Source organism: Reyranella sp. GW821-FHT12G01 (assembly GCF_058806575.1).
Window position 1 is genome coordinate 3,978,203 of the sequence record NZ_JBXAPV010000001.1, and the last position, 16,815, is coordinate 3,995,017.

The 16,815-nt window shown below is 66.3% G+C and carries 12 protein-coding genes; 3 read left to right on the plus strand and 9 right to left on the minus strand.

What is annotated here, in order from left to right; all coding sequences use genetic code 11:
- Positions 1–116 precede the first annotated feature (116 nt).
- From AC1RP5_RS19155 to AC1RP5_RS19170, 4 genes are all read right to left on the minus strand, one after another.
- Positions 117–1,259 carry an acyl-CoA dehydrogenase family protein gene (locus tag AC1RP5_RS19155; RefSeq protein ID WP_493113148.1) on the minus strand — a complete coding sequence of 381 codons (1,143 nt, stop codon included), beginning with the start codon at positions 1,257–1,259 and terminating at the stop codon, positions 117–119.
- A gap of 40 nt (positions 1,260–1,299) precedes the next feature.
- Positions 1,300–2,496, minus strand: a complete 1,197-nt coding sequence (locus tag AC1RP5_RS19160; RefSeq protein WP_493113150.1) for an acyl-CoA dehydrogenase family protein — start codon at positions 2,494–2,496, stop codon at positions 1,300–1,302.
- A 16-nt stretch (positions 2,497–2,512) separates the two neighbouring features.
- Positions 2,513–3,709, minus strand: a complete 1,197-nt coding sequence (locus tag AC1RP5_RS19165; RefSeq protein ID WP_493113151.1) for an acyl-CoA dehydrogenase family protein — start codon at positions 3,707–3,709, stop codon at positions 2,513–2,515.
- A gap of 134 nt (positions 3,710–3,843) precedes the next feature.
- Complete coding sequence (locus AC1RP5_RS19170) at positions 3,844–5,058, minus strand: CaiB/BaiF CoA transferase family protein (RefSeq protein WP_493113152.1); 1,215 nt, start codon at positions 5,056–5,058, stop codon at positions 3,844–3,846.
- A 147-nt stretch (positions 5,059–5,205) separates the two neighbouring features.
- On the opposite strand from AC1RP5_RS19170, the gene AC1RP5_RS19175 reads away from it, so the two are divergent.
- A complete protein-coding gene (locus tag AC1RP5_RS19175; RefSeq protein WP_493113153.1) occupies positions 5,206–6,333 on the plus strand; it encodes a CaiB/BaiF CoA transferase family protein in 1,128 nt (375 codons plus the stop codon).
- Entirely contained in the window at positions 6,333–7,526 is a 1,194-nt protein-coding gene (locus tag AC1RP5_RS19180; protein WP_493113155.1) for an MFS transporter, read from the plus strand. Before AC1RP5_RS19175 ends, AC1RP5_RS19180 begins: the two co-directional genes overlap by 1 nt.
- 19 nt (positions 7,527–7,545) lie before the next feature.
- Here AC1RP5_RS19180 and AC1RP5_RS19185 read toward each other — a convergent pair whose 3' ends face one another.
- The 4 genes from AC1RP5_RS19185 to AC1RP5_RS19200 form a co-directional block, all read right to left on the minus strand.
- Positions 7,546–8,694, minus strand: coding sequence for a DSD1 family PLP-dependent enzyme (locus AC1RP5_RS19185; protein ID WP_493113157.1), 1,149 nt, complete (start codon positions 8,692–8,694; stop codon positions 7,546–7,548).
- Positions 8,691–9,569, minus strand: coding sequence for an SDR family NAD(P)-dependent oxidoreductase (locus AC1RP5_RS19190; RefSeq protein WP_493113159.1), 879 nt, complete (start codon positions 9,567–9,569; stop codon positions 8,691–8,693). Before AC1RP5_RS19190 ends, AC1RP5_RS19185 begins: the two co-directional genes overlap by 4 nt.
- 63 nt (positions 9,570–9,632) lie before the next feature.
- On the minus strand, positions 9,633–12,407 hold the full coding sequence (gene ppc, locus AC1RP5_RS19195) for a phosphoenolpyruvate carboxylase (RefSeq protein ID WP_493113161.1): 2,775 nt from the start codon (positions 12,405–12,407) through the stop codon (positions 9,633–9,635).
- Between the two features lie 40 nt (positions 12,408–12,447).
- Complete coding sequence (locus tag AC1RP5_RS19200) at positions 12,448–14,298, minus strand: AMP-binding protein (protein ID WP_493113162.1); 1,851 nt, start codon at positions 14,296–14,298, stop codon at positions 12,448–12,450.
- A 91-nt stretch (positions 14,299–14,389) separates the two neighbouring features.
- On the opposite strand from AC1RP5_RS19200, the gene oxlT reads away from it, so the two are divergent.
- Positions 14,390–15,658, plus strand: coding sequence for an oxalate/formate MFS antiporter (oxlT, locus tag AC1RP5_RS19205; protein ID WP_493113164.1), 1,269 nt, complete (start codon positions 14,390–14,392; stop codon positions 15,656–15,658).
- Here the strand turns inward: oxlT and AC1RP5_RS19210 are convergent.
- On the minus strand, positions 15,655–16,752 hold the full coding sequence (locus tag AC1RP5_RS19210; protein WP_493113166.1) for a mandelate racemase/muconate lactonizing enzyme family protein: 1,098 nt from the start codon (positions 16,750–16,752) through the stop codon (positions 15,655–15,657). The genes oxlT and AC1RP5_RS19210 overlap by 4 nt on opposite strands.
- Positions 16,753–16,815 lie beyond the last annotated feature (63 nt).

Consider the following 16,815-nt stretch of genomic DNA (forward strand, 5'->3'; position numbering starts at 1 on the left):
CTGTGGCGCGTTCTCATCTTTTCTGCACGGCGCGGGCTCTCGCGCCCCAGCGTTTTCGCCGACTTCGGCGAAAACGCGAGAAGGCGCTGCCGCCCGCCAGCGCATGGGAATGCGCCTTAAGCCGCCATCGCGAGGTTGCTGTAGCGGGTCAGGTGATGCTGCTGGTTGCCGAACATCAGGTCGATCATCGTCAGCCGCTTGAAGTAGTGGCTGACCGACAGCTCGTCGGTGACGCCCATGCCGCCGTGCATCTGCACCGCGCTCTGGCCGCAGAACTTGCCCGACTTGCCGATCTGGACCTTCGCGCCCGAGGCCGCCTTGGCGCGCACCGTCGGATCCTTGTCGTCGATCTTGAGCGACGCCATCAGGGTCATCGAGCGCGCTTCCTGTGCGTTGGTGAAGCAGTCGACCATGCGGTGCTGCAGCACCTGGAACTTGCCGATCGCCACACCGAACTGCTTGCGGGTCTTGATGTAGTCGAGGGTCGCGGCATTGATCGCGTCCATGCAGCCGGTGGCCTCGGCGCAGAGCGCCACGATGGCGCGGTCGACCGCTTCTTCGACGGTCGGGAACGCCTCATCGACCTTGCCCAGTACCGCGTCAGCGCCGACCGAGACCTTGTCGAAGGTGAGTTCGGAGGCGCGCAGCGAGTCCTGCGTCGGGTAATCGCGGCGCGTGATGCCCTTGGCCTTGGCGTCGACGACGAACAGCGTCAGGCCCTTGGGCTCGCGCGCCGATCCGGCGGTACGCGCCAGCACGATGATGTCGTCGGCAGAGGCGGCGTTGTAGACGACGCCCTTGTGGCCCGACAGCGACCAGCCGTTGCCTTCCTTGGTCGCCTTGAGCGACACGTCGGCCAGGTTGTAGCGGCTCTGACGCTCCAGCCAGGCGAAGGCGAACTGCTTCTTGCCCTCGATCATCGGCGCCAGCAGCGCCTCCTTCTGGGCCGCGGAGCCGGCGCGGGCGATCATGCCGCCACCGAGAACGACCGTCGGCAGGAACGGCTCGAGCACCAGGCCCTTACCGAACTGCTCCATGACGATCATGGTCTCGATCGGACCGCCGCCGTAGCCGCCATCCTCTTCCGAGAAGGCCATGCCGAGCCAACCCAGTTCGGCGAACTGCGCCCAGTTTTCCGTCAGCCAGCCGCGCTCGGTCGCCGCGATCTTGCGGCGATTCTCGAATGTGTACTTCTCGCGCGCAAAGCGCTCGGCCGATTCCTGCAGCTGCTTCTGTTCGTCGGAAAGGGACAGATCCATGTTTCTCCTCCGGAATTCTTGATCGCGGTTATAGCCTCCGTCAGAGGCCAAGCACCATCTTCGAGACGATGTTCTTCTGAATCTCGGTGCTGCCGCCGTAGATGCTGGTCTTGCGCATGTTGAAATAGCGCGGCGCGGCTGGCGGGGCGTGGTCGGGCCCGATCGGCGTCTCGTTCGTGTCGTGGAACAGCATGCCGGGCTGGTAGGGCTGGGCGTACTCGCCCACCGCCTCCATGGTCAGCTCGGCGATGCGCTGCTGGATCTCCGAGCCGCGCACCTTCAGGGTCGAGACCTCGGGGCCGGGCGCGCCGCCCTGGGCCATGGCCGAGAGCACGCGCAGCTCGCTCATCTCCAGCGCCTGGACCTGCAGGTCGATGTCGGCGATCTGCGCGGTGAAGGCGGGATCGTCGGCCAGGGTGCCGCCGTCCTGCGGCTCGACGCGGGCGATCTGGCGCAGCACCGAGACGCCGCGCTTGGACGACGGGACCTCGGCGATGCCCAGCCGCTCGTTGGCCAGCAGGAACTTGGCGCAGGTCCAGCCTTCGTTCTCCTTGCCGATCAGGTTCTCGACCGGGACCTTCACGTTGTCGAGGAACACGTCGTTCACGTGATGGGCGCCGTCGGTCATGATGATCGGCCGTACGGTGACGCCCGGCGTCTTCATGTCGATCAGCAGGAAGGAGATGCCTTCCTGCGCCTTCACTTCCGTGTTGGTCCGCACGAGGCAGAAGATCCAGTCGCCCCAGTGCGCGAACGAGGTCCAGGTCTTCTGGCCGTTCACGATGTAATGGTCACCCTCGCGGACCGCGCGCGTGCGCAGGTTGGCGAGGTCGGAGCCGGCGCCCGGCTCGGAATAGCCCTGGCACCACGACACATCGGAGCTGCGGATGCCCGGCAGGAAGCGCTCCTTCTGCGCCTCGGTGCCGAACGTGTAGATCACCGGGCCGACCATCTTCGGGCCGAACGGCAGGATGCGCGGCGCGCCCTCCTCCGCCAGCACGTTCTCGAACAGGAAGCGCTGCGTCACATCCCAGCCCGGACCGCCGTACTTCTTCGGCCAGGTGTAGGCGAGCCAGCCCTTCTTCCCGAGCGCCTGCTGCCACACGATGTGGTCGTCGCGGTCGTAGTGCTTGCCGGAGAAGGTCTTCTCGCGGGTCGCGGGCGACAGGTTCTCGCGCACGAAGGCGCGCACTTCGTCGGCGAAGGCCTTGTGCTCGGGCTTGAGGGCGAGATCCATCTGTTACTCCGTACTCTTAGAGACCGAGGACCATCTTGCTGATGATCCCCTTCTGGATCTCGTTGCTGCCGCCGTAGATCGTGGTCTTGCGCGTGTTGAAGTAGCGCGGCGCGGCGAGGTGGGCGTAGTCGGGACCGACCGGCTCCTCGTTCGTGCCCTGCCACAGCAGGCCCGGCAAATACGGCGCGGCATACTCACCAACCGCTTCCATCGTGAGCTCGGTGATGCGCTGCTGGATCTCGGAGCCGCGGATTTTCAGTCCCGACACTTCCGGTCCCGGCTGGCCGCCATGCGCCATCGACGAGAGCACGCGCAGCTCGGTGAACTCGAGCGCCGTCACCTGGATCTCGAGATCGGCGATCTTCTCGGCGAAGCTCTGGTTCTCGATCAGCGGCTTGCCGTTGTCCTGCTCGGCGCGCGCAATGTCCTTCAGCGCCTCGACGCCGCGCTTGGACTGCGGCACGGCCGCGATGCCCAGCCGCTCGTTGGCCAGCAGGAACTTGGCGCAGGTCCAGCCCTCGTTCTCCTTGCCGACGAGGTTCTCGACCGGGACCTTCACATTGTCGAAGAAGACCTCGTTCACCTCGTGGCCGCCGTCGGCCATAATGATCGGCTTCACGGTGATGCCCGGCGTCTTCATGTCGATCAGCAGGAAGGAGATACCTTCCTGCGGCTTCGACTTGGAATCGGTGCGCACGAGGCAGAATATCCAGTCGGCCCAGTGACCCATCGTGTTCCAGGTCTTGGACCCGTTCACGATGTAATGGTCGCCGTCCTTCTCGGCCTTGGTGCGCAGGCTCGCGAGATCGGAGCCCGAGCCCGGCTCGGAATAGCCCTGGCACCACCAGACGGTGCTCTCGCGGATCGCCGGGAGATACTTCTCCTTCTGCGCCTCGGTGCCGAACGTGTAGATCACCGGCCCGACCATCTTGCTGCCGAACGGGATGATGCCCGGCGCATATTCCTCGGCGCAGATGTTCTCGAAGATGTAGCGCTGCGCCGGCGTGAAGCCCGGGCCGCCGTGCTTCTTCGGCCAAGTGTAGACCAGCCAGCCCTTCTTCCCGAGCGCCTGCTGCCAGCGCATGTAGTCGTCGCGGATCAGGTGCTTGCCGTTCTTCACCTTGTCGCGCGTGTCGGGCGACAGGTTGGCACGCACGAAGGCCCGCACTTCGTCGGCGAATTTCTGTTCTTCAGGCGTGAAAGCGAGATCCATGGTCCCCTCCCGAGGAGGCGTTTTCGATTTGGCCGGAGTTTAGCCACGAGGCCCGGCCGGACAAGCTCAGAGAAACCGCGTAGCGGCTGAATGCGCCGCGACGCGAAATGGGTTTACGTAGAAAACGAGTTACGTCAGGCCCTCATGGTCGGGACGATCAGCACCCTGTCCGCCTTCAGCTTCTCAATCATCTCATCGCTGACGCCGGCCTCGCGCAACACCTCGACGCCGTCGCCACCGATGCGCGGGGCGTGGCGGCGGAACTCGACCTTGGTCTTTTCGAAATCGAGCGGGCTCGCCACCGTGGTGATCGGCCCCTCGGTGGGATGCTCGCGCTCGGTGAAGAAGCCGGTGGCCTTGAGGTGCGGGTCGTCCATCAGCTCTTCCAGTGTGCGCACCGGCATGGCGGGGATGTCGGCCGTGTCGAACATCTCCAGCCATTCCTCGGTCGGGCGATGCTTCAGCAGCTCGCCCAGCACCTGGTAGAGCTCGCTGAAATGCTTGGCGCGCTCGACGCGGTCGACGAACTTCTTTTCCTTCGCGAGGTCGGGCCGCTCCGCGAGTTCGAAGAACCTGACCCAGTGAGCGTCGGTGTAGGGCAGCGCGCAGATGTAGCCGTCCTTCGTCGGAAATGGATGGCGGAACTTGTTGATGATGCGGTCGTAGCCCATCGGCGCGCGCTCGGGCGTCCAGGTGGCGCCGAACAGATGCTCGGTCAACCAGAACGAGGCCAGCGTCTCCAGCATCGGCACTTCGATCATCTGCCCCTCGCCGGTGCACTTGCGATGGTAGAGCGCGCCCAGCACGGCGATGCAGAGATGCAGCCCGGTCGTCTTGTCGGCGATCAGGCTCGGCATGAAGCGCGGCGGCAGCCCGTCGACCCGGCTCTGCAGCGAGGCGGCGCCCGAGACGCCCTGCACCAGGTCGTCGAAGGCGGGCTTGTGGCCGTAAGGACCCTTGCGCGCATAGCCCAGCGAATAGGCATAGATGATCGACGGATTGATCTTCTTCAGATCCTCGTAGCCCAGGCCCAGCCGCTCGATGGCCTGCGGGCGGCTGTTATGGATGAAGAGGTCGGCGTCCTTGATCAGGTCCTTCAGGACGGCGCAGGCGGCAGGCTTCTTGAGGTCGAGGCAGATCGAACGCTTGTTGCGGTTGGCCGCCATGTAGATCGGGCCCATGTCCTTGTCGCGACCATAGCTGCCACCCGAGGCGCGCAGCAGGTCGCCCTCCGGCGGCTCGACCTTGATCACGTCGGCGCCCATGTCGGCGAGATGCTGCGTGGCGAACGGCCCCAGCAAAACCGCCGTCAGATCGATCACGCGCACGCCCTGCAATGGTCCCGGCATTTCCTCGTCCCCGATATGACGTTTTGGTCTTGCCCGGACCGTGCCATCGCCCTTTGCGAAATGGTAGTCCTACAGTAACACCACGGGCCGAGGGGCATCGCGGTGCGATGCGTCTTGCACGGGTTTAACGGGAAGTTGGGGTCTTCGATGGCTGGAGCGCTGGACGGTCTGCTGGTGGTGAGTGTCGAGCAGGCGGTGGCCGCTCCCTATTGCGCCGCCCGGCTGGCGGATGCCGGCGCCCGCGTCATCAAGATCGAGCGGCCCGAGGGCGACTTCGCCCGCGGCTACGACGGCTACGTACACGGTCAGTCGAGCTACTTCGTCTGGCTCAATCGCGGCAAGCAGTCCCTCACGCTCGACTTCAAGGCCAAGGAAGACCTCGCCCTGCTGCACCGGCTGATCGGCAAGGCCGACGTGCTGATCCAGAACCTGGCGCCGGGCGCCGCCGAGCGCGCGGGCTTCGGCTCGGCCGCGATGCGCGCCGAACACAAGAAGCTGATCACCGTCGACATCTCGGGCTACGGCGACCACGGCCCCTACAAGAACCGCCGCGCCTACGACCTGCTGGTCCAGGCCGAGAGCGGCCTCGCCTCGATCACCGGCACCGAGCATGCGCCGGGCCGCGTCGGCATCTCGGCGACCGATATCGGCACCGGCATGTATGCCCATGCCGCCGTGCTCGAGGCGCTGATCGCGCGCGGCCGGACCGGCGAGGGCCGCGCCATCTCTGTCTCGCTCTTCTCCTCGATGGCCGAATGGATGACCGTGCCGATGCTCGGCATGGAATATTCCAACTACGAATGGCCGCGGCTCGGCCTCACCCATCCGTTCATCGCGCCCTACGGCGTCTATCCAACCGCCGACAAGGTGCCGGTGCTGATCTCGATTCAGAACGATCGCGAGTTCGAGCGGCTGTGCCACAACGTGATCGACAGGCCAGGTCTCGAGAAGGATCCGGACTATGCCACCGGCAAGGCGCGCAATGCGCGACGCGACGACACCAACGCGATCGTGGCGAAAAGCTTCGCGTCGCAGAGCTTCGCCGATCTCTCGGCCCGCCTCGACGCGGCGCAGATCGCCTGGGCCCGCGTCAGCGGCGTGAAGGACTTGACCACGCATCCGCAGCTCCGCCGCACCGGGTTCAATTCGATCGACGGCAAGGACGTCTCGATCCCGGCACTGGCCGCCTCCTACACCGGCGAGCCCGATCGACTGGGCGACGTGCCGGCGCTCGGCCAGCACAGCGAGGCGATCCGCAAGGAGTTCGCCGCCTGATGTCCAAATGGCTGACGGGCCTGCGGCTCGCGGCCTATGGCGGCGCCTACTTCTTCGCCGCCGGCGCCTTCATGAGCTACTGGCCGGTGTGGCTGCGCGACCGCGGCGTCAGCGACACCGAGATCGGCACGCTGTTCATGTCGCGCCAGATCGTGACGGTGATCGCGACGCTCTCCGTCGGCTGGATCGCCCATCGCCTGGGCGGCCCGCGCGGCGTCATCGTGGCGCTTGGGATCGGCGCCGTCGTGATGATGGGCGCCTACCAGTTCTCCTATTCGTTCCTGGCGATCTTCGTCGTCACCATGATCTGGGGTTTCCTGTGGTCGCCGCCGATGCCGCTCTACGACGGTGTGCTGGTGACCGAGACCAAGAAGCACGGGCTCGACTATGCGCGGGTGCGCATGTGGAGCTCGGTCGCCTTCATCTTCGGGACCTTCCTCGCCGGTATCGCGGTCGATCGCTACGGCCCACCCTGGGTCCTCTATGTCGGCACGGCGAGCATCGTGCTGCTGGCGCCACTTGCACTGCTGCTGCCCGCCGCCGCGCCGCGCGCCAAGGCCACCGAGCATGGTCATGCGCCGTTCCGCGTGAGTGAACTTTTGCGCCAGCCGGCCTTCATCCTGTTCCTGCTGGCCTGCGGCCTCTGCCAGGCCAGCCACTCGGTGCTCTACAGCTTCGGCACCTTGACCTGGCGCGGCGCCGGCATCGACGACGTGACGATCAGTGCCCTGTGGGCCGAGAGCGTCGCCATCGAGATCGTACTGATGCTGTTCGGCGGCTGGCTACTGGGAAGGCTGGGCGTCTGCGGCCTGATCGCGCTCGGCCTCACCGCCGGCCTGGTGCGCTGGACGGCCATGGCCTTCACCACCGAGCTGTGGGCGCTGGTCCTGCTGCAGGCGCTGCACTCCTGCACCTTCGCCGCCTGCCATCTCGGCGCCATGGCTTTCCTGCAGCGCGCGCTGCCCGCGCACGGCGCGGCGATCGGCCAGAGCCTCTATTACGCGCTGGGCACCGGCGCCACGCAGGCGGTCGTCTACCAGTTCTCCGGCCTGCTCTATTCCCACTACGGCCAGCGCGCGTTTTTGGGCATGACCGTCGTCAGCACGATCGGCCTCGTCGCCGTGATCGCTCTCGCCCGCACCTGGAAGGGCGGGTTGCTGGTGGGGCAAACCCAAGCTCCCCTCCCCCGCTAGAGGGAGAGGAGGAAGAGACTCAGCGCGACCGGCCGCGCGCCGTGACCGGCCAGATCTCGACCAGCGTATCGCCCTTCACCACGTTGTAGCTCTCGTAGAGGTTCACGGTCGGGTCGCAATGCGGCGGCGTCAGGATGAACTGCTCGCCGAGCTTGGGCGCCTGCTGGCCCTCGGGGGCGATCACCGCGAGATGCTCGTCGCCCATGAAGCGCGTCGTGGCGCCTTCGACGGCACCCTTCAGGATCATCGGCGGACCCTTCTCCGTGGCCATCGCCTTCAAGCCGGCATCGACCGTCACCATGCCCGGCGTGTTGGCGCTGACGACGCGCGCGTCGATCTGAAGCGCCTGCTCGAAGGTCGGCCGGTCGAGACCGCGCAGGTCGCAGACATTGTAGTCGTGGTCCATGAACACGTAGGAGCCGACCTGCAGCTCGGTGAAGACGCCGAGCTTGGCGTCGATGTAGTGCGTACCCGTCCCCGAGCCGGTGACGATGCCGGGCTTGAGTCCCGCCGCTTCCAGCTTCGCCAGGATGCCCTTCAGGTATTCCGTGCGCTCCTCGATCTCGGCGGTGCGCTGCTTGAAGTCGACGATGTGCTGGTGGCGACCGCAATAGAACTGCACGCCGGCATATTTCAGCGACTTGAGCTTGGCGATCTTCTGCACCAGCTCCACCGTCGCTTCGGGCGAGGCGGTGCCGGTGCGATGGATGCCGGGATCGATGTCGACGATCACCGTGAGCGGCTTGCCGGCCTTTGCGGCGGCCGCGGCCAGCGCCTTGGCATTGTCGGGATGATCGACCACCAGCATCAGGTCGGAGACCTTGCCGTTCAGCTCGACGAGACGCTCGATCGCTTGCGGCGTCACCACCGGCGAGGTGATGTGCAGGCTCTGGATGCCGGCCTCGCCCAGCGCCTCGGCCTCGCCCAGCTTGGCGCAGCAGACGCCGAGCGCGCCGGCGTTCATCTGGCGACGCGCGATGTCGGCCGACTTGTGCGTCTTGGAATGCGGCCGGAGCTTCACATTGTGCGCCTTGGCGAAGTTCGCCATCTCCGCGATGTTGCGGTCGAGCATGTCGAGATCGAGCACGAGCGACGGCGAGTTCAGGGAGAGCCGCGAACCCTGCTGTCCGATGAGGTGTCCGTGCAGGCGCTCAGCTTCGCTGGTCATTTCTTCTGTCCTTCGGTTTGCAAGTTGCGGACGACCATGGCTTCGCCGGTCGTGCCGCGATTGACGCCAGCGCTCTTCATGAAGATGCTTTCGCGGCCGGTGCCCCAGAGCGCGACGCCCTGGGCCAGCAGGCCGCCATCCACCTTCACCGTCTCGCCGGTAATGAAACGCGCCTCGTCGGAGACGAGGAAAGTTGCCACGTCGGCGATATGCTCGGGCTCGCCGTGGTCGGGCCAGGGATGCTGGCTGAACTGCTTCTCGAACTTGTCGGGCCGGCCGCGATGGACCAGCGGCGTCGAGATCACGCCGGGCGCTATGCCGACGACGCGGATGCGATCGGGCGCCAGTTCTGTCGCGACATTGCCGATCAGGCTGATCACGGCCGCTTTCGCCGCCGAGTAGGCGTGGCTGCCGCCGCCGCCGACCATCCCCGCGATCGACGCGGTGACGAGGATCACGCCGCCACCGTCGTGCCCCTTCATCGCCAGCGACGCGTGCTTCATGCCGAGGAACACCGAACGCGTCAGCACCGCGAAGGTATAATCCCAGTCCTCGACGCTGGTCTCGGCGATCGGCCCGAAGGCGCCGCCGACACCGGCATTGAGATAGGCGATGTCGAGCCGGCCGAATTTCTTGCCTGCCTCGGCGACCATCGCGGCGACGTCGCTTTCCTTCGCGACATCGCAGCGCACGAAACCGATCGCGTCACCATGGCCCTGCGCCTTGGCGACCGCCAGCGTCTCCGCACCGTTCGCCTCGTTGAGATCGGCCACCAGCACCTTCGCGCCTTCGGCAAGGAAGCGCATGACGGTCGCGCGGCCCATGCCGCTCGCGCCACCCGTGACGATGGCCACCTTGCCCACCAGTCGATTCATGCCGAATTTGCCCTCCGATGCCATGGTGGTGTCGCGGGCATCGCGAGGCAAGTCTGATGTTCGCTAGCCACTGTTGCGCAGGCCGGCTGCGATGCCGTTGATGCTGAGATGGATGCCTTGCACGACCGCGGGATCGGCATCGCCCGCACGATGGCGCTTTAGCAGTTCGATCTGCACATGGTTCAGCGGATCGATGTAGGGGAAGCGGTTGCGGATTGAGCGCGCCAGCAAAGGATTGCGTTCCAGCAGCGTCTTCTGCCGCGTGATGGCACAGACCGCGTCGATCGACGCCTGCCACTCTTGCTTCACGCGGCCGAAGACCTGCGTGCGCAGCGTCGTGTCGCTCACCAGCTCGGAATAACGCGAGGCGATGGCGATGTCGCTCTTGGCCAGCACCATGTCCATGTTCGACAGGATCGTGCGGAAGAACGGCCAGTTGTCATGCATCTCCTGCAGCATCGCCATGCCGTCGCCGGGCCGCGTGCTGCTCCACGCCTTGATCGCCGCCCCGAATCCGTACCAGCCCGGCAGCATCAGGCGGCATTGCGCCCAGCTGAACACCCAGGGAATGGCGCGCAGGTCCTCGATGCCCTGCTTCTTCGAACGCGAGGCCGGGCGGCTGCCGATGTTGAGCGAGGCGATCTCCTCCAGCACGGTGGATTCGCGGAAATAGCGGTCGAAGCCCTCGGTTTCGTAGACGAGATTGCGATAGGCGCGGAAGGCGTGCGCGGAGAGATCCTCCATGACGGCGAGATAATCGGCGGGCGGCGGCGGCCGGTCCGCGTCGAGCAGAGAGGCTTCCAGGGTGGCGGCCGCCAGGGTTTCGAGATTGCGCCGCCCGACCTCGGCGTTCGAATACTTGCCCGCGATCACCTCGCCCTGCTCGGTGATGCGGATGGCGCCCTGCACGGCGCCCGGCGGCTGCGCCAGGATCGCCTCGTAGCTCGGCCCTCCCCCGCGTCCCACCGAACCGCCGCGGCCATGGAACAGGCGCAGCCCGATCTTGTGGCGCCGGAAGGTCTCGATCAGCACCAGCTCCGCCTTGTAGAGCTCCCAGGTCGAAGTGAGATAGCCGCCGTCCTTGTTGCTGTCGGAATAACCCAGCATCACTTCCTGCGTGCCGCCCCGCGACTCGAGCAGCCGGCGATAGGCCGGCAAGCCGAGCAGCTCGTCCATGATCCGGCCGCAGCGCTGCAGATCGCCGATGGTCTCGAACAACGGCACTATGTCGACGTCGAGCCGGCCCTCGCGCGGATCGAGCAATCCGCCTTCCTTGAGGAGCACGGCCACTTCCAGGATGTCCGAGACGCTGTCGGCCTTGGAGATCACATAGTGCGGCATGGCGGACCGGCCGTAGCGTCGATGCGCGTCGGCGGTCACTCGCACCAGGTCCAGCTCGCCGGCCGTTTCGTCGCCGTAGGAAAGATAGGGCGACGCCAGCGGCCGCATATTGCCGAGTTCACCGGTCAGGAGGGCGACACGCGCGGCCTCGTCGAGCGCCGTATAGTCGGTGCCGGTCCCGGCCGCTGCCACGAGTTCGGCCATGACGCGCGCATGCACGTCGGAGTTCTGCCGCAGGTCGAGCGACGCCAGGTGGAAGCCGAAGACATCGACGGCGCGCTGCAGCGAGCGCAGGCGGCCGCGCGCCAGATCCTCGGAGCCGTTTTCCGCGAGCGAGCGATAGATCGTGTCGAGGTCGGCCCTCAATTCCGCCGCCGTCGCATAGACCGGCGCGGGCCCGACCGGCGGATGCGGCGCTTCGAGCCTGTCGAGCGCCCAGGCGGTCGCAGCCAGCCTCGCATAGATGCCGACGATGGCGCGCCGGTAGGGCTCGTCCTTGCGCTCCGGCGCGCGATCGGCCGAATTCTCGACCAGCGCCTGGAGCCCTTCCGAAACGTGCACGATGCGACCATCGAGCGACAGCTCGTTGCCCAGCCGGAGCAACTCCTCGAGATGGAAGCGCAGCGCCCGCTGGCTCTGCATGGTGAGCGTCTGGCTCGTGACCTCCGCGGTGACATAGGGATTGCCGTCGCGATCGCCGCCAATCCAGCTTCCCATGCGCAGGAAGGACGGCACCTCGACTCCCCGCCAGGCCGCATCGACGCCCCCGAGCCGGTCTTCGAGGTCGGCATAGAAGACCGGCAGGGCGTGCAAGAACGTATGGTCGTAATAGGCGAGCCCGTTGGCGACCTCGTCGATCACGCGCAGCCGCGTGTCGCGCAGGATGCTGGTCTGCCACAGGGTGAGCACCGCACGTCGCAACGCTCGGCGATTGGCCCGCAGCTCGTCCGGCGTGAACTCGACCCGGTCGCGCTCGTCGAGCAGCCGCGCGATCTCCATTTCTCGGTCGATCGAACTCTTGCGCCGGATCTCGGTCGGATGGGCCGTCAGGACGGCGCTGCAGAGCGCATGGGCGAAGAAGGCCTGCAGCCGCTCGCGGGAAATGCCGGCCTTCGCGGCCCGGTCCAGCGCATAGGGCATCGTGCCCGCCGGCGGCGGCGCCTTGGCGATGTCATAGGCCCGCATGCGCCGGATCTGGTGCTGGTCCTCGGCGATGTTGGCGAGGTGCGAGAAATGACCGAAGGCGCGGATGATGCGGATGGTCTGGTCTGGCGGCAGCCTGCCCATGGTGGCCTGCAGTTCCTGCCGCGCCGCCTCGTCGGCATCGCGATGGAACAGCACGCCGGTGCGACGGATATGCTCGACGAGCTCGAACGTGGCGTCGCCTTCCTGGTCGCGCACCGTTTCGCCGAGGATGCGCCCAAGCAGCCGCGTGTCGTAGCGCAGCGGCACGTCCTTTTTGGCCGCTTCTTTCTTCGACATCTCGTTCGGGCTCATGGGCTGCCTCTCGCTACCTGTCCTGTAACCGATGCACGGACTAGGCCACCTCGATCACGCCCTCGCCACCGGCATAGAGCTTCTCGACCAGCGCCTTGCGGCGTTCCAGGGTGGCGCGCTGGTTGATGTAGCCCTTGTCGGTGATTTCCTGGCCGTCGACCTGCGGCGGCTCGGTCATCAGCAGCACACGCTTCACCCGCATCGACGAGCCGCGGCTGTCGGCGTTCATCTTCGCCAGCCCCTCTTTCAGGGTGCCGACCACGGCGGGATGCGCCAGCAGCTTGTCGAGCGTCAATTGCGCCCCGTTGTCGCCCGCGAGCTGGCGGCAGGCAGCGACGTTGGGGAAACCCAGCAGCCCGACATATTCGCGGTCCTGACCGCAGACCACGGCGTCCTGCAGCACCGGCGTCGCGGCGGCGATGGCGGTCGTACGCAAGGTGCCGACCAGCACGAAGGTGCCGCTGGTCAGCTTGAAATCCTCAACGACGCGGCCATCGAAAATGATGCCCTGGGTCGGGTCCTCGGGATCGACGAAGCGGCCGGCATCGCCGATCTTGTAGAAGCCTTCCTCGTCGAACATCTTCGAGGTGAGGTCGGGCTGCTTGTAGTAGCCCGGGGTCACGATCACGCTTTTAAGCCGCAGCTCGTAGCGCCCCTCCTCGCCCGCCGGCACCATCTTGAGCTGCACGCCAGGATAAGGCAGCCCGATCAGGCCGACCCGCTCGGACGCCCAGTGCACGCTGGTCGCCGTCGGCGCGGTCTCGGTCGAACCCCAGCCGGTGACGAAGGGGATGCGATAGCCGGTGTGCTTCACCGCCAGCGCTTCCATGCGCTCATAGAGATCGTCCGGCAGGGTCGCGCCGCCATAGGACAGCACGTTGATGTTCTTGAAGAAGCGCTTGGCGAGGCTCTCGTCCTTCTCCAGCGCCGTGGCCAGCATGGCGTAGCCCGCCGGCACGTTGGAGAACGAGGTCGGCGAAACCTCGCGCAGGTTGCGCAGCGTCTCCTCGAACAGGCCGGGCAGCGGCTTGCCGTCGTCGATCCAGGTCGTGCCGCCCTCGTTCAGGTTGCCCTGCAAGGTCGCGTTGCCGCCCATCGTGTGGTTCCACGGCAGCCAGTCGAGCATGACGGGCGAGGGAGCATCCGCCTTGCGCACCCGCGACATGCCCATCATGGCGACGTTGGCGCACATCATCTCCTGCGTATTGATGACGGCCTTGGGCATGCCGGTGCTGCCCGAGGTGAACAGGAACTTGCCGACGGTCTTGGGCTCGATGGCCGCGACTGACTTCGCCACCGCGTCGGTCGCCTTGGTGGCTAAAAGCTCGGTCCACGGCAGCGACTGCATCTGGGGCGGCGGCTTGTCGACATGGACCAGCAGCACACCCTCGAGATCGAGCGCCGCCAGGGCGCGCGCATAGATCTCGCCGTTCTGCACGAAGACCAGGCCGGGCTTGATCATGTCGAAGACGTATTTCAGCTTGGCATGGTCCTGGCTCATCACCGAATAGGCCGGCGATACCGGCGCGACCGGCGCGCGTGCCTGCATCGCGGCCATGGTGAGCAGCGCGAACTCGATGGAGTTCGACGACAGGATCATCACCGGCTTGTCGGGGCCGAAGCCGCGATCGAGCAGCGCCTGCGTGACCGAGTCGACTTGGCTTTTAGCCTCGCCATAGGTGACTTTCAGCCAGTCGCGCGCCGGACCGCGGCGCTGCGCCAGCCATAGCCGGTCAGGCGCCTCCGCCGCCCATTTGGCAAGCAGGGCCGGCACGTGCCGGGCATAGGGCTTCAGTTGATGATTTGACTGCAGCACCACCGTGCCGTCGGGGCGGCGATCGATCTTGATGTCCCGGCTCAGGAATTCGGTGGGTTTGAACGGAACCTGCATTACACTGTCCAACGACGTTCTCCCCGGCGCTTGTCCTGTCGACCGCGATTTAGGGACGGGAACCATCGCGGGGCAAGGGAGCGTTTCGAGAGTGTCGCTCAGCAATTCGTCGCTTCCTGAATCGGTGCCAGCATCGCCTGCGAGTCGGTGGCTGCAATTGTGCGCGGGCCTTCTCTGCATGGTGGCTGTGGCCAACCTGCAATATGGCTGGACCCTGTTCGTCCATCCGCTCAACGAGAAGTATGGCTGGAGCCTCGGCAGCATCCAGACCGCCTTCGCGATCTTCGTCATCGCCGAGACCTGGCTGGTGCCCTTCGAGGGCTGGTTCGTCGACCGCTTCGGGCCGAAATACATCGTGTTCGCGGGCGGTATCCTGGTCGGCGCGGCGTGGGCGCTGAACTCCGTCGCCGATTCGCTGTTCCTGCTCTATGTCGGCGCCGCGCTGGGCGGCATGGGCGCCGGCGCGGTCTACGGCACCTGCGTCGGCAATGCCGTGCGCTGGTTTCCCGACCGCCGCGGCCTGGCGGCAGGGCTCACCGTCGCGGGCTTCGGCGCGGGCTCGGCGCTCAGCATCATCCCGATCCAGGACGTGATCGCCCGCCACGGATACGAATCGGCCTTCCTGTGGTTCGGTCTGGTGCAGGGCCTGATCGTGATTGTCGCGGCCTGGCTGCTGCGGGCGCCGCCGCATGGCGCGACGGTGGCCGCGCCCTCGCACCTGCCGCAAGCGGCGCGCGACTTCAGCCCGCTTGAGTTGCTGCGCTCGCCGGTCTTCTGGCTACTCTATCTCCTGTTCATCCTCGTCTACTCGGGCGGGCTGATGGCGACGGCGCAGCTCGCGCCGATCGCGCACAGCTTCAAGGTAGCCGACGTCGAGGTGAGTCTTCTGGGCCTCACTCTGCCCGCGCTCACCTTCGCGCTGACGCTCGACCGCGTGATGAACGGTGTGACGCGACCCTTCTGCGGCTGGGTCTCCGACCATATCGGCCGCGAGAACACGCTGTTCATCGCCTTCCTGCTGGAGGGCATGGGCATCTGGGCGCTGTGGGTCTACGGTCACGACCCATTGCTGTTCGTACTGATCGGCGGCATCGCCTTCTTTGCCTGGGGCGAGACCGCGAGCCTGTTCCCGACCATCTGCACCGACACGTTCGGCACGAAGTACGCCACGACCAACGCGGCGCTGCTCTACACCGCCAAGGGCACCGCTTCGCTGCTGATCCCGCTCGCCAGCTTCTACGTCGCCGAAACGGGAAGCTGGCGCGACGTCTTCCTGGCAGCGGCGGCGTTCAACATCGTCGCCGCCTTCCTTGTCCTGGCTGCGCTGAAGCCGCTGCGGCTTCCGGCGCGGCCTCACTAAGCCCTGAAGCTCGCCAGCGCTTTTTCGTCGAACTTCAGGCCGAGGCCCGGCTTCTGCGGCAGAACCAGTTCGCCGTTCTTGATGGCGGGCGTTTCCTCGTAGAGGGCGACCATCCACGGCATGTATTCGACGGTGAGGCCGTTCGGGCACGCCGCCACCATGTGCAACAGCACCTCGGGCATGACGTGGCTGACGACCGGCAGGTTGAACGCCTCGGCCATGCCGGCGACCTTCATCCATTGCGTGACACCGCCGACGCGGCACAGGTCGACCATGACGATGTCGACCGAACGCGCCTCGATCATGTGGCGGAAGGGCACGATGCCCCAGACATACTCGCCGCCGGCGACCGGCGTCTTGAGCGCCGCGGTGACCCGCGCGAGGCCCGCGAAGTCGTCGGCCGCCGTCACGTCCTCCAGCCAGAACAGGCCGACACCCGCCTCCTCGACCCTGTGGCCGATATCGATCGCCTGCTCGGGTCGCCAGCGCTGGTTGATGTCGCACATCAGCTTCACGTCGGGGCCGATCGCGTCACGCACCACGGTCACACGGCGCACCTCCTCGGCCGGCGTCGGACTGCCGGGCAGCGCCATCTGGGTCTTCATCTCGCGGAAGCCCTTTTGCAGCAGAGTACGCGCCGCCTGCTGCGCCTGCTTGTCGGTGAGGCCGCGCCGCAGCGAGCCCGACGCGTAGGTCGCGATGCGATCGCGATGGCCGCCCAGCAGCTTCCACAGCGGCTGGTCGAGCGCCTTGCCCTTGATGTCCCACAGCGCCGTGTCGATCGCCGACAGCGCCAAGGTGAAGATGCCGGCCGGCCCGCTGTCGCCCGCTGCCTTGCGCAGCTTCGCGACGATATGCTCGATCCGCATCGGATCCTCGCCCACCGTCAGCGCCGACAGTTCGTCGACGGCGGCGTGCAGGCTGCGGCTCATCTTGCCGCCATAGAGCGTGACGCCGATGCCCTCGATGCCGTTGTCGGTGCGCAGCCGCAGCGCCACCGCGGGCCGGGTACGACCGGCTTCCTCCGGCATGTTGGCCAGCGGATCGTCTTCCGGAACCTTCAGGGCGATGGCCTCGAAACCGGTGATTTTCATTGCGTTTCCCTCTCCCGCGACCGCGATCCGAAACCGGAATGCGACCTGAATGCCCGTTCACAT